This window comes from Curtobacterium sp. L3-7 (genome assembly GCF_048756585.1).
Taxonomy (GTDB): Bacteria; Actinomycetota; Actinomycetes; order Actinomycetales; family Microbacteriaceae; genus Curtobacterium.
In genome coordinates this window covers 535290-547211 of sequence record NZ_CP151474.1, presented here as the reverse complement: position 1 = coordinate 547211, position 11922 = coordinate 535290, and the positions used below count along the sequence as shown (strand labels likewise).

General features: G+C 71.1%; 14 protein-coding genes. 8 read left to right on the top strand and 6 right to left on the bottom strand.

Going from position 1 to position 11922, the window contains the following annotated elements:
• The first annotated feature begins 21 nt into the window (after window positions 1-21).
• Window positions 22-984: a GNAT family N-acetyltransferase gene (locus tag AAEP80_RS02790; RefSeq protein WP_420365874.1), complete on the top strand. Its 963-nt coding sequence runs from the start codon at window positions 22-24 to the stop codon at window positions 982-984.
• Window positions 985-1029: 45 nt separating this feature from the next.
• On the opposite strand, the gene AAEP80_RS02785 is transcribed toward AAEP80_RS02790, so the two are convergent.
• Window positions 1030-1455 (bottom strand): MerR family transcriptional regulator, encoded by a 426-nt coding sequence (locus AAEP80_RS02785; protein ID WP_281266262.1) that lies wholly within the window; start codon window positions 1453-1455, stop codon window positions 1030-1032.
• Between the two features lie 87 nt (window positions 1456-1542).
• Here AAEP80_RS02785 and AAEP80_RS02780 point away from each other — a divergent pair, with 87 nt between their 5' ends.
• Window positions 1543-2370: an SDR family oxidoreductase gene (locus tag AAEP80_RS02780; RefSeq protein WP_420365873.1), complete on the top strand. Its 828-nt coding sequence runs from the start codon at window positions 1543-1545 to the stop codon at window positions 2368-2370.
• An 81-nt stretch (window positions 2371-2451) separates the two neighbouring features.
• Here the strand turns inward: AAEP80_RS02780 and AAEP80_RS02775 are convergent, their stop codons facing one another.
• Window positions 2452-3135 carry an SDR family NAD(P)-dependent oxidoreductase gene (locus AAEP80_RS02775; protein WP_420365872.1) on the bottom strand — a complete coding sequence of 228 codons (684 nt, stop codon included), beginning with the start codon at window positions 3133-3135 and terminating at the stop codon, window positions 2452-2454.
• Between the two features lie 64 nt (window positions 3136-3199).
• Here AAEP80_RS02775 and AAEP80_RS02770 point away from each other — a divergent pair, with 64 nt between their 5' ends.
• Window positions 3200-4063: a helix-turn-helix transcriptional regulator gene (locus AAEP80_RS02770; RefSeq protein ID WP_420366838.1), complete on the top strand. Its 864-nt coding sequence runs from the start codon at window positions 3200-3202 to the stop codon at window positions 4061-4063.
• Window positions 4064-4088: 25 nt separating this feature from the next.
• On the opposite strand, the gene AAEP80_RS02765 is transcribed toward AAEP80_RS02770, so the two are convergent.
• Together AAEP80_RS02765 and AAEP80_RS02760 are read right to left on the bottom strand one after the other, a co-directional pair.
• Window positions 4089-4595, bottom strand: coding sequence for a VanZ family protein (locus AAEP80_RS02765; RefSeq protein ID WP_420365871.1), 507 nt, complete (start codon window positions 4593-4595; stop codon window positions 4089-4091).
• A complete protein-coding gene (locus tag AAEP80_RS02760; protein WP_420365870.1) occupies window positions 4592-5302 on the bottom strand; it encodes a TetR/AcrR family transcriptional regulator in 711 nt (236 codons plus the stop codon). Before AAEP80_RS02760 ends, AAEP80_RS02765 begins: the two co-directional genes overlap by 4 nt.
• A 96-nt stretch (window positions 5303-5398) precedes the next feature.
• Between AAEP80_RS02760 and AAEP80_RS02755 the strand changes: the two genes are divergently transcribed.
• Both AAEP80_RS02755 and AAEP80_RS02750 read left to right on the top strand, forming a co-directional pair.
• On the top strand, window positions 5399-6139 hold the full coding sequence (locus tag AAEP80_RS02755) for an SDR family oxidoreductase (RefSeq protein WP_413600497.1): 741 nt from the start codon (window positions 5399-5401) through the stop codon (window positions 6137-6139).
• A gap of 132 nt (window positions 6140-6271) precedes the next feature.
• Window positions 6272-6478 (top strand): tautomerase family protein, encoded by a 207-nt coding sequence (locus AAEP80_RS02750; protein ID WP_420365869.1) that lies wholly within the window; start codon window positions 6272-6274, stop codon window positions 6476-6478.
• A gap of 45 nt (window positions 6479-6523) precedes the next feature.
• On the opposite strand, the gene AAEP80_RS02745 is transcribed toward AAEP80_RS02750, so the two are convergent.
• Complete coding sequence (locus AAEP80_RS02745; RefSeq protein WP_420365868.1) at window positions 6524-7129, bottom strand: TetR/AcrR family transcriptional regulator; 606 nt, start codon at window positions 7127-7129, stop codon at window positions 6524-6526.
• A gap of 51 nt (window positions 7130-7180) precedes the next feature.
• On the opposite strand from AAEP80_RS02745, the gene AAEP80_RS02740 reads away from it, so the two are divergent.
• Window positions 7181-8059, top strand: coding sequence for an SDR family NAD(P)-dependent oxidoreductase (locus tag AAEP80_RS02740; protein WP_420365867.1), 879 nt, complete (start codon window positions 7181-7183; stop codon window positions 8057-8059).
• Between the two features lie 87 nt (window positions 8060-8146).
• Here the strand turns inward: AAEP80_RS02740 and AAEP80_RS02735 are convergent, their stop codons facing one another.
• Window positions 8147-9145 carry an AraC family transcriptional regulator gene (locus AAEP80_RS02735; RefSeq protein ID WP_420365866.1) on the bottom strand — a complete coding sequence of 333 codons (999 nt, stop codon included), beginning with the start codon at window positions 9143-9145 and terminating at the stop codon, window positions 8147-8149.
• A 151-nt stretch (window positions 9146-9296) separates the two neighbouring features.
• On the opposite strand from AAEP80_RS02735, the gene AAEP80_RS02730 reads away from it, so the two are divergent.
• Window positions 9297-10349 (top strand): hypothetical protein, encoded by a 1053-nt coding sequence (locus AAEP80_RS02730; RefSeq protein WP_420365865.1) that lies wholly within the window; start codon window positions 9297-9299, stop codon window positions 10347-10349.
• Between the two features lie 269 nt (window positions 10350-10618).
• Window positions 10619-11851, top strand: coding sequence for an ice-binding family protein (locus AAEP80_RS02725; protein ID WP_420365864.1), 1233 nt, complete (start codon window positions 10619-10621; stop codon window positions 11849-11851).
• The last annotated feature ends 71 nt before the right edge of the window (window positions 11852-11922 follow it).

The following is an 11922-nucleotide window of genomic DNA, read 5'->3' as shown; positions in this document are numbered from 1 at the left end:
CCACCGCCGTAGCCTGGCCGGATGGACGAACCGGAGTTCCGCGCTGCCCTGGAATCGTGGTCGTCGAGCACCGTCCGAGGGTGGGACGCGGACTGGCGCGAGTTGCTCTTCCGCTGGGCGGAGCCGGAGCTGGCACTCGTCGGTGACGCGAGCTGGGGAGCCGCGGTGCGGGACGCCGTGGGCCTACCGGTCCAGGACCCGTTGCGCTGGGCGAACCGCGTCGTCGAGCTCCCGTCCGGCGGCTGGGCGGTCACGGGGATCCGGTTCCGCGGACGCGACATCGCGAAGCCGTTCGTCGACGTCATCGCCACCAGCGTCGCTCCCGATGCGTCGGGTCTCGCCGAGCTCGGTGCGACCCTCGATGCCCACGCCGAGTTCGCACCCCTCTGCTTCCGCGTGGCGCTGCCGGGCGATGCACGCGGAGACCAGGCGCTGGTGTCGTCCGCGTTCGACGCCCGTCCCGACCAACTCGTCGTCGCCGCTCCGCTGGCCGCGATCCGGGCGCGCCAGCCGGTCTCCGGGTCCGTCGAACTCCGCGCGACCTCCGCCGAGTCAGCCGCGACCCGGGTCCGGTCGATGTACGACGATGTCCGGGTGCACGAGCCACGACTCGATCAATGGGCGACATCATCCGACGTCGCCACGCTCCGGGACGCTGAGGAGGAAGGCCTGCTGTTCGACGTGGTGATCGAGGGCCGGGTCGCCGGGGTCGTCGCCGCTTCCCGCGAGGACGCCCGCGGCTTCACCGGGTACAGCGTCGAGGAGATCGTCCTGGACGACGCCCACCGGCGCCGTGGTCACGGTCCCGTGGTGCTGCACTGCCTGGCGGACCGGCTGCCGGATGGCGGTTCCGACGTGCTGTGGGGACACATCCACGCAGGCAACACACCGTCCTTGCGCAACGCCCTCGCGAGCGGTCGGGTCGTGACGTCCACTCTCGTGTGGGTGGTTCCCGACGGCTCCCCGGGGATGCCGGAGTCCTGACCCGCCGCGGGCACCATCGGGGAGACCGACCGATCGGCCTGCGCCTCAGTCGCACTCCGGCCCGTTCCGCCACAGCCCGTCCGCCGTGCCCTCGGAGAGCCGCCGCTCGTAGAGGTCCACCTTGTGGTGGATGACCGCGAGCGCGTCCTGCAGGTCGGCCACCTGCCGCCGGACGTTCTCCTCGTGCTCCTGGAGGACCGCGAGCCGTTCGTGCTCGTTCCCGGGTCCGGCGACGACGAGCTCCACGTAGGCCCGGATCGACGGCAACGGCATGCCGGACGAACGCAGCTTCGTGCAGACCCGCAGCCATTCGACGTCCTCGACCGAGAACACACGGCGGCCGGCCGAGTCGCGGCGCACCGGCATGGGGAAGAGCCCCTCCTTCTCGTAGAAGCGGAGGGTGTGGGTGGTGAGCCCGGTCCGCTCGCCGACCTCGCCGATGGTGAAGGTGCGCTCCTGGGTCGTCGTCATGTCCCGAGCATAAGCACTTGACTTCGAGTCGACTCGAACTCCTACCGTGCTCATGTCGCCGAGAGACTCCCGGCGTGGAAGGACACCATGACCACCTGGTTCATCACCGGCACGTCGACCGGCTTCGGTCGGCTCCTCACCGAACAGCTCCTCGCCCGCGGCGACCGCGTCGCGGCGACGCTCCGCCGGCCCGGAGCGCTCGACGACCTCCGCGAGCGCTTCGGCGACCGCCTCTGGGTCGCGCGGTTGGACGTCACGGATCCCGACGAGGTCCGCGAGGTCGTCGACCGTGCGTTCGCCGAGCTCGGCTCGATCGACGTCGTCGTGAACAACGCCGGCTACGGCGTCTTCGCTTCGGTGGAGGAGGCGTCGGACGAGCAGATCGAGCGCGTCGTCGACACGAACCTGCTCGGTTCGATCCGGGTCGTCCGCGCGGCCCTCCCCCATCTCCGGGCGCAGGGTTCTGGGCACATCGTGCAGGTCTCGACCGCCGGTGGACAGACCACGTACCCGAACTTCAGCTACTACCACGCGTCGAAGTGGGGCATCGAGGGCTTCGCGCAGACCCTCGCCGCCGAGGTGGCCCCGTTCGGCATCACCGTGACCATCGTCGAGCCCGGCGCGACGCCCACCGGCTTCGGGAGCGGGCTGGACCGTGCGCCCGTCATGGAGGCGTACGACGCGACCCCTGCCGGTGACGTCCGGCGCGCGCTGGCGGACGGCGGGTTCCCGCTGCCGAACGACCCGCACAAGATCGCCGCCGCGATCGTCGCGCACGTGGACTCCGGCTCGACGGTGCTCCGGGTGCCGCTCGGCTCGGACACCTACGAGGACGTCCGAGGGGCGCTCCAGGCGCGCCTCACCGAGCACGAGGCGGGGCGGGACACCGCCTACTCGGTGGTCGCCGCGAGCTGACGGTCGCGAGTGCCCACCGGACTGGAGGCTCGGTGCGGGCCCGCACCGTGCCTCCAGTCCGGTGATGGTCCCGTCGCTCCGTCACCAGGCGAGTGGGCCGCCTTCGTCCTGGAGGGTGCCCGTCGGGCCGTCCGCGCCGAGCGTCGCGAGGCGGACGACGACCCGTGCGCTCTCCTCGACCGGTCGGCCGATGCCGAACCCCGCGGTCATGTCCGTCGCGGTCGGGCCCGGCTCGACGGCGTTGAACCGGATCGCGGGGTGTGCCTTCGCGTACTGCACGGTCAGCATCGTGGCCGCCGCCTTCGACGCGGAGTACAGCGGCAACGGCAGGGTCGACTCGACGCGCTCCGGGTTGGTCACCGCCCAGAACGAGCCGAGGCTGCTCGACACCGTGACGACGTTCGGGTCGTCGGAGCGCTGCAGGAGCGGGAGCGCCGCCTCGGTGACCCGGACGATCCCGACGGCGTTCGTGTCGAACGCGCGGAGGGCGGTCGGGCCGTCGATCGTGGTGTCGAGCACGCCCGCGTTGTGGACGAGCACGTCGAGGCGACCCTCGGCGGCGTCGATCGTGGCGAGGGCGGCGCGGACCGAGTCGTCGTCGGTCACGTCGAGCTGCACCGACCGCGCTCCGATCGACTCGGCCGCCCTGGCACCGCGTTCGGCATCGCGTGCGCCGATGTAGACGGTGTGCCCCAGGTCGGTGAGCTGGCGGGCGGTCGCGAAGCCGATGCCCTTGTTGGCGCCGGTGATCAGGGTGACGGTCATGCGTGGGTCCTCTCGAAATGCTGTGCCGGGGTCGGCCGTTGTCGACGGTATGCGCGCTGACGTCCTGCTCCCAGAGCCCTCTCGTCCCGGGGGTCCCGCGGGACCCCCGCTCGACCAGCGCCCTCCTGCCGGGCGGAGTAACCCCCTCGGGGAGTATCTCCGGGCCCGTCGAGAGCTCGTCACGCCGGAGGTCGCCGGCATCTCCGTGATCGGCGTCCGGCGGGTGCCCGGCCTCCGCCGCGAGGAGGTGGCGATGCTCGCCGGCATCAGTGCCGACTACTACCTGCGGCTCGAGAAGGGACGCGACCGGAACCCGTCGGTGCAGGTGCTCGATTCCCTGGCCCGCGTCCTCCGGCTCGACGACGACCACCGTGCGCACCTGCTCGGCCTCGGAGGCGGCGACCCGGCGCACCGTCGTCCGCGGCAGGGAGCGACCGAGGTGCCGGACAGCGTCCGGAAGCTCCTCGACTCGATCGACCAGCCGGCGTTCATCGAGGACCGACACTTCGACGTCATCGCGTCGAACGAGTGGGCTCGGGCCCTCTCGACCGGGTTCGACGTCGGTGGCAACCAGTTGCTCGCGCTGTTCGAGGACCCGTCCGAGCAGGCGATGTACCCGGACTGGGAGAGCGTGACCGAGTGCTTCGTCGGGAGCTTGCGGCAGGTCATCGGCAACGACGGCGATCGGCGCTTCGAGGAGCTGATCACGGCGCTCGCCGGGAACCCGCGGTTCCGTGAACTGTGGGCGCGGCACGAGGTGCAGGGGCAGAGCAGCGGAACGGTGCGGATCGTGCACCCGCACGTCGGGCCGCTCACCCTGAACCGCGACCGTCTGGAGGTCAGCGGCACGGACGGTCTGGCGCTCGTGGTCCACCACGCGGACGCGGGGTCCGTCGACGCCGAGCGGCTCCGCGCGCTCCTGCCGTAGCCACTCGGACGTCGCGGCGCCCTGGTCAGCTGCCGAGCGCGGACCTCGCGGTCCTGCGACGTCGATCGGCCTTGCAGATGACGAGGGCGACGAGGGCGGCGAGGAGTGCTCCGACGGCGTTCATGAACCAGTCGTTCGTGTCGCAGCGACGACCGAGCACCGGCGCGAGCGCCTGCACGACCTCGATCGAGACGGAGAGCACGAGCGCACCGACGAGGACGACGAGGGGGCGGTTCGTCGCCGTTCCGAGGAAGAGCACGAGCGGCAGCAGCATCGCGACGTTGGCGAGCGTGTCGATGCCCTGGAACCGCGCGGAGAACTGCACGGTGCAGGTGATGCCTCCCGACCGGGCGCCGTCGGGCAGCAGGGTCAGCACGAGCACCGCGACGAGCGACGCCCCGGACAGTCCCAGCAGCACGCCGCGGAGCCGCAGGCGGTGGAGGAACCATGCGAGCGCGACCGCGACGGCGACCGCCACCCAGAACGCGGGGCGGACGAGCGGTGCGTGTTCGACGAGGAAGGTGGAGATCACCGGGAGTCCGCCTCGGAATCGAGTCGGTCGAGCCACAGCCGCATGAGAGCGGATTCCTCCGGGAGCAGGGCGGTCGATCCGCCTGCCTCGAGCCGCGCGCGGAGCTGACGTCGGGAGGCCGCGTCGACGTCGTGCTGGTCCCCGCTGGACGAGCCCAGCAGAACCGCGTCGAGGACCGCGTTCCGGAGCGCGTCGGCGACGTCGTCGGAGTCGTCACGGCCGTTCGTGTCCATCCGGTCGAGCGCGAGTCCGACGTTCGCGGCGAGCAGCATCGTCGCCGCAACGCCGACGTCGACACGGAGCACGCCGGCGGCCGCGCAGCGGGTCAGCGTCCGTTCGAGCAACGCCGTCACGCCGTCTCGCGCCGAACTGCTCGCCCACGGCCGGGGAGCGAACATCAGTCGGTAGAGCGCCGCGTGCTCGCGTGCGAACGCGAGGTGGTCGTCCCAGCCGCGGCGCAGGTCCGCTGACGGGTCGTCGGACACCTCGAGCTCGGCCTTCCGAGCCGCGTACCGCTGCAGTCCCGCGTCGGCGAGGGCGTCGAGCAGCCCACGCTTGTCACCGAAGAGGCGGTAGAGGACGGGTTGGGTCACGCCGACCGCTTCGCAGACGGCACGGGTGGCGATGTCGCCGTCGGGAGCTGCGATGAGTTGCTCCTCCGCCGCGCGGAGCAGCGCGTTCCGGAGTGCTTCGTCAGATCGGGCCATGGAGTGATCGTAGCGCAGGTGCTATCAGTGATCGTAACCGTGCTACTCTGCGGATAGCGCTGAAATCACGAGCGCATATCACTGAAAGGAACCGCAATGAGCAGCACTCCACAACGCGTCGCCGTGGTCACGGGTGGCTCCCGCGGCATCGGCCGCGCGGTCGCGACCCGCTTGGCGGCGGATGGCTTCACCGTCGTCGTGAACCACGCCAGCGGGTCAGCGGCCGCCGCCGCCACCGTCGAGGAGATCGAAGCCGCTGGCGGTCGCGCCGTCGCCGTGCAGGCCGATGTGGCCGACGAGCACGCCGTCGCCGCGATGTTCGACCGGATCGAGGCCGACCACGGCGGCGTCGACGTCGTCGTCCACTCCGCTGGACGGCTCGCACTGTCGACGATCGCCGACCAGGACCTCGATGTCCTCGACGCACTGCACCGGACGAACATCCGCGGCACCTTCGTCGTCGCGCAGCAGGCCGCCCGTCGTCTGCGGTCCGGTGGCGCGTTCGTGTCCATGTCGACCTCGGTCGTCGGGACGCAGTTCCCGACCTACGGTGCCTACGCCGCGAGCAAGAGCGCCGTCGAGGGCATGACGATGATCCTGGCGAAGGAACTCCGCGGTCGGGACGTCACCGCGAACGTGGTCGCGCCGGGCCCGACGGCGACCGAGCTCTTCCTCGACGGCAAGACACAGGAACAGATCGACACGCTCGCGAAGGTCCCGCCCCTCGAGCGCCTCGGCACGCCGGAGGACATCGCCGGTGTCGTCGCGTTCCTCGCCGGGCCCGACGGCCACTGGGTCAACGGCCAGACGATCCGTGCGAACGGCGGGATGGTCTGATGTCCGGCTCGGCGGTCGCGGACCGCATCCGAGCCGAGTCCTACCGCCGCGTCGGCATCGAGGACCTCATGTCCTCGAACGCCGCACTCTGACCCCCGGACCGTCCGGGACACCCCAACCGAGAGGAACACCATGCCCTTCGCCAACATCAAGGTCCCCGCTGACACCCTGACCGCCGAGTCGAAGAAGCAGCTGCAGGACGCGGTCACGGACGCCATCGTCGACGTGTACGGCGAGCGAGCGCGCCCGACGACGCTCGTGATCCTCGACGAGGTCGCCGACGGCGGCTGGATGCTCGGCGGTACCGTCCTCAACGAGGCGATGCTCGGCCGCGTCTGAGTCGCTGCTGCCGGCGTGACGGGATCCCGGCGAACCGGGCGCTCGTCACGCCCTGGTGGCGCCGCCGAGCTGCTCCTCGATCTGCGGCAGGAGCATCCGCACGGCCGTGACGACGACCTCGTCCACACGATCCGGCGGAATCCGGCCGGCTGCTGCCAGTGCGCTGATGCCCTCGGTCGTCGCTGCGAGCAGGAAGGGAACCGGGCCCATCGACCCCGGGTCGCGCTCACCGAGCAGTTCGGCGCCCAGCGCGAAGAACCGCTCCGCCGCGGACTGCGACTCCGGGTCGCGCTCGGTGCGCGAGCCGTCGTCGGTCGACGTGAACATCAGCTGGACGAGAGGACCGTTCTGCTGGGCGAACCGGACGTGTGCTCGGACGTACTCGGTGAGACGGCCTTCGAGGTCCCCGGTGCCACGAGCGACTTCCAGGTGACCGCGCAGCTCGTCGAAGCCGTCTGCGGCGATCGCGTCGAGGACGGCGCCGCGGTCGCGGAAGTGCCGCAGCGGTGCCCCGTGACTGACACCGACGCGGCGCGCGAGCTCCCGCACCGTCACGGCGTGCTCCCCTTCTTCGATGAGGAGCGCGCGGCCTTCCCGCACGAGCTCCTGTCGGAGTGACCCGTGGTGGTACGGACGTGCTTGCCCACTCATGACTCCAGTGTAGACGTTGACAACAAAGTGGTCACTGTCTACATTGGCGACATGGACGACATTAGGACCGGTCGCGCTCCGACCGACGAGACAGTGATCATCACCGGCGGCACGAGCGGCATCGGCCGAGCGACCGCCGTCGCATTGGCCGAGTCAGGAGCGCGCGTCATCCTCGCGGTCCGCAACGAGGAGAAGGGGCGCGCGGTCGCATCCGAGCTCCCCGGCACCCGCGGAACCCATCGGGTTCGTCACCTCGACCTCGCCAGGCTCGAGACGGTCGAGGCCTTCGCGGGGGGCGTCGACGAGCCCGTCGCGATCCTCGTCAACAACGCCGGAGTCGAGTCCAAGGACCTGCAGCGGACGGCGGACGGGCACGAACTCCAGTTCGGGACGAACCACCTCGGGCACTTCCTGCTGACGACGCTGCTCCTGCCGCGGATCACCGACCGGATCGTCACCGTCGCCTCCCAGGCGGAACGCATGGCCCGGCTGGACCTCACCGACCTCGACTGGTACCGGCGCACCTACAACGGCGGCCGCGCGTACGCCGATTCCAAGCTCGCCAACCTGCTGTTCACCTCCGAACTCGACCGGCGCCTCCTGGCCTCGGGTTCCCACGTGCGCGCGTTCGCCGCCCACCCCGGCCTGGTGAAGACGGCCATCTACCAGCGACCGGCCGGACAGCGCCCCAACCTGTGGGACCGTCTCGTCCCGATCCTCGGGCAGGAGCCGGAGGACGGTGCGCTGCCGTCCCTCCTGGCCGCGACCGCCGACCTGCGGGGCGGGACCTTCGTCGGACCACAGCGCATGATGCACATGCGCGGCGGGGCCGAGGTCATCGGCCGGTCGAAGCAAGCCCAGGACCCGGAGACCGCGGCACGCCTCTGGTCGATCTCCGAGCAGATGACGGCAGTGGACGCCCGCCCGTGAGCATCGTCCTCGATGACCGACGGCTCGACTCCGTCGGCGGTCTGCGTCGCGCGCGTACCGAGTCCAGCAGGCGCGCCGACCGGTCCACTAGCGACCCGTTCTCGGTGCTCCCCGCAGGGTCGCAGACGGCAGTTCGGCGAAGCGTGCGGCGTACTCCGCGGCGAAACGACTGACGTGCAGGAAACCCCAGCGGGCGGCGACGTCGGACACGGAGACGCCCGGACCGGCGGCGATGAGGTCCTCACGCGCCAGCTCCAACCGGAGCCGACGCAGGTAGGCCATGGGCGTCGTGTCGAGCGTCCGACGGAAGCCCTCCTGGAGACTGCGGACACTCGTCGAGACGGCGGAGGCGAGTTCCCCCACGGTCCACGCACGCGCCGGATCGTGACGGAGCATCTCGACAGCGCGGGACACCGATCGAGCCCCGGAGCTGCCTCTCGGGATGGCGAGTGCGACCGAGTGGTTGTGCGGCTGCCCGAGCAGGAGACTGTGCAGGAACACCTGCTCGAGGCCCCGCACGGCGAGTGGGTGCGCAAGGAGACCGGCCGTCTGCCGTGAGCCTTCGTCGACGAGCCGGACGGCCTGCGACACCGCCCGGCCGCCGTCGGTCGTGAGGTCGAACACGCCGTCGAACTCGAGCGGCGCTGAGACAGGCGTGTCCAGGAGGAGCTGCAGCTCGGTCTCGAGGTCGCGCTCCGGGATCATGACGGCGACCTGCGCGAACCAGTCGCCGCAGTCGAGCTCCACGGAACGGCCAGGCATGAAGAGCCCCGCGATCTGATTCGTTCCTCGGACCTGCGTCCCCCGGGCAGCGCGCATGGTCATCTCGGACTGGATCGGGATGTCGAGGTGGTAGTCGGTGGGCTCCGCGGTGCGGATGTGGACGGCCTCACGGAAGCGCATGTACCCGAAGGTGATCCGCCCAGCGACGACCGCGTTCAGCTGCATCCGAAGGTCAGGGGACGACACGGACGGGGCGACCCGCACCGGGAGGAACACGTCGCTGAGCACGGCCGCGGCCTCGTCGGCGGTCGTGCTGTCGGCGACGCGATGCGTGGCGAACATCTCCGACGCGGGCCTGGCCATCCGGCGACTCTACCGGCGGCGCTCGTGCCGATCGGCCACGATCCCGCGCTCGCTGACAGTGATCCTGCGCGCACCGGATGGTCCGAGGTCATCGGGCTGCCTACCGTCGACTTCCATCGAAGCGCAGCTCACTCGGAGAGGAAGGTCGACCATGACGATGACGGGCACCCCGCAGCCCCGCAGTCACGCCCAGCCGCCGCGTGTCGTGACCGCGTCCGCGAGCGGCCTGGACCGCGACCGGATCCTCGTCTTCGGCGATGCGGTCCTCGCCGCCGAGGACTCGCTGCACGACGCCGCCCTGAGGACTGCGAACGCGCTCGGCGCACGGACAGGACGGGGTGCCGACGTCACCGCGGTGCCCTGGTCGAGCTGGACCGGGATGACGCTGCTCTCGGCGGGCGTCGGGATGCACCTCGACAACTACGACGTCGTGGTGGTCTGCCTGTCGGGCAGCGTCGTCCACAGCCGCACGACGAACACCGCGGTGGTCGGTGCTGCCCGACAAGCCCTCGTCCTGGTCGACCAACTGCGCCCGCATCTGGCACCGACCGCGGAGATCGTGGTCGCGCTCGCGCACAAGGGGGACCAGACCGGCCTCGTGACCGCGCTGCAACAGGCACGGCACGACCTGGTCGTGCTCGACACCGCACCGGACGCGACGGCCCCTGCGCTGTTCCTGGAGGTGACGCACCTCCTGCTCGAGCAACAACGTGCCCGTGCCGGCAGTCCGCAGTGGCTCCGTTCGAAGCCGCAGCCGTTCGAGCACCGCTACGACGCGATCCGTCGCCTCGGCATCGTGGACGCACCAGCGGACTCTGCGCTCGACCGGATCGTGCAGCAGATGGCGGTGCTCTTCGAGACGGAAGGAGCCGCCATCACGTTGCTGCCCGCGGGACGGCAGTGGTCCGCGGCGAGCCTGTGGCTGCCACGAGGCACCGCGGCGCTGCAGGACTCGTTCTGCCGCTCGACGGTGCTGCGTTCCGGACCGATGGTCGTCGGTGACGCGTGGGATCCCGATCGCCCGCCGGTCGTGCGACGGGGACCCATCCGCTTCTACGGGGGCCACCCGCTCGAGGACCTCGACGGAACGCGCATCGGCGCGGTCTGCGTGTTCGACTCGGCGCCACGCCGGGAGGACACCGTGGAGACGGACCTCCTGCGGGACTTCGCCATCGTGACGCGAGACACGCTGTACCGGCACTGAGACCTCCACCGGATTCGGGTCTGGTGGAGCGCACGCGGCCGATGGCCGAGCGGGCGAGTGACAGACGGGAGGTACGGAATCGGGTACCGAACCTCCCGTCTGGCACGGCCGGAACCGACGTTCCGGACCGGACGTTCCTGACCGTTCGCCTGCGATCCGGGCGATCCTCACCATTCGGGGTGGATGACGCGCATACTGCGGAGACCGGAGATCATGTTCGCGTCGTCGACGTTCGCTTTGTGCCTCTCCCGCTCAGACAGAGGCCTCCGATGGCAACGTCCCGTTCCTTCCAACCGGTCCTCCTCGTCCTCACGGGCCTCGGTCTCGCCGCGTGCCTGGCGGTGACCGCACCCTCGTCCGCATCGGCAGCCACGGTGATCGACGGTCCGGTGGGCCTCGGCACCGCGTCGACGTACGGCGTCCTCGGCGCCAGCGCCGTCACCAACACCGGCCCCTCCGTCGTCAACGGTGACCTCGGGGTGTCCCCCGGCACGTCGATCACCGGGTTCGGCACCGCACCGAACGGCGTCGTCAACGGCACCGTGCACCAGACCGACGCGGCCGCTGCGCAGGCACAGCGGGACACGACGACGGCGTACGACGTGGCTGCGTCGCTCACCCCGACCCGGACCGGCATCACCGAGCTCGACGGGTTGTCGCTCTCCCCCGGCGTGTACTCCGGTGGAGCGCTGCAGCTCGCGGACACCGGCGCACTCACCCTGGCCGGCAGTGCGAACTCGGTGTGGGTCTTCCAAGCCGCGTCGACGCTGACGATCGGATCCGGGAGCCGCATCACCATCACGGGCGGCGCGAACGCGTGCAACGTGTTCTGGCAGGTGGGCAGCTCCGCGACCCTCGGCAGCGGCGCACAGTTCCAGGGCACCGTCCTCGCCCAGCAGTCCGTGACCGCGACCACCGGCGCCACCGTCGTCGGACGCCTGCTCGCCCGCACCGGCGCGGTGACGCTCGACACGAACACGATCACCGCCTCGAGCGGCTGCCCCACCCCGGGAACTCCCTCGGAGACGACCGCGCCGGTGATCTCCTCCGGAGCACCCACTCCGGCCACCGCCGGGACGCCCTACTCGTACACCGTGACCGCGACGGGCACCCCGACCCCGACGTACACCGCGGCCGGGCTGCCGGCGGGGCTCACGATCGACAGCACGACCGGCGTCATCAGTGGGACACCGACGACGCCGGGAACCTCGACGGTGACGATCACCGCGTCCAACGGGACGGCGCCGAACGACACGCAGACGGTCACCATCACCGTGCAACCGAGCGCCGCCGCGACCCCCACGCCGTCAGCAGCCGCGCCGACGCCCGCCCAGTCCACGCCGACCGCGGCAGCCGTCCGCGCCGGCAACGGACCGGGCCGTGAGCTCGCCTACACCGGCAGCGACCCCACCGTCCCCCTCGGGATCGCGGGAGCGCTGCTCGCCGCCGGCACCGCACTCACCGTGGTCGCCCGCCACCGCCGACGCGCCAGCCGCGCCTGATCCGTCAGCGGGACCGGCGGTGAACGCACCGCCACCTGCCGGACTGGAGGCTCGGTGCGGGCCCGACCCGT

What these genes read in the sequence shown, in the direction of transcription:
- AAEP80_RS02750 (WP_420365869.1), top strand. Translation starts at nt 6,272, where the DNA reads ATGCCCTTCGCCAACATCAAGGTCCCCGCTGACACCCTGACCGCCGAG.
- AAEP80_RS02755 (WP_413600497.1), top strand. Translation starts at nt 5,399, where the DNA reads ATGAGCAGCACTCCACAACGCGTCGCCGTGGTCACGGGTGGCTCCCGC.
- AAEP80_RS02785 (WP_281266262.1), bottom strand. Translation starts at nt 1,455, where the DNA reads ATGACGACGACCCAGGAGCGCACCTTCACCATCGGCGAGGTCGGCGAG.
- AAEP80_RS02725 (WP_420365864.1), top strand. Translation starts at nt 10,619, where the DNA reads ATGGCAACGTCCCGTTCCTTCCAACCGGTCCTCCTCGTCCTCACGGGC.
- AAEP80_RS02745 (WP_420365868.1), bottom strand. Translation starts at nt 7,129, where the DNA reads ATGAGTGGGCAAGCACGTCCGTACCACCACGGGTCACTCCGACAGGAG.
- AAEP80_RS02735 (WP_420365866.1), bottom strand. Translation starts at nt 9,145, where the DNA reads ATGGCCAGGCCCGCGTCGGAGATGTTCGCCACGCATCGCGTCGCCGAC.
- AAEP80_RS02740 (WP_420365867.1), top strand. Translation starts at nt 7,181, where the DNA reads ATGGACGACATTAGGACCGGTCGCGCTCCGACCGACGAGACAGTGATC.
- AAEP80_RS02775 (WP_420365872.1), bottom strand. Translation starts at nt 3,135, where the DNA reads ATGACCGTCACCCTGATCACCGGCGCCAACAAGGGCATCGGCTTCGCG.
- AAEP80_RS02760 (WP_420365870.1), bottom strand. Translation starts at nt 5,302, where the DNA reads ATGGCCCGATCTGACGAAGCACTCCGGAACGCGCTGCTCCGCGCGGCG.
- AAEP80_RS02730 (WP_420365865.1), top strand. Translation starts at nt 9,297, where the DNA reads ATGACGATGACGGGCACCCCGCAGCCCCGCAGTCACGCCCAGCCGCCG.
- AAEP80_RS02790 (WP_420365874.1), top strand. Translation starts at nt 22, where the DNA reads ATGGACGAACCGGAGTTCCGCGCTGCCCTGGAATCGTGGTCGTCGAGC.
- AAEP80_RS02780 (WP_420365873.1), top strand. Translation starts at nt 1,543, where the DNA reads ATGACCACCTGGTTCATCACCGGCACGTCGACCGGCTTCGGTCGGCTC.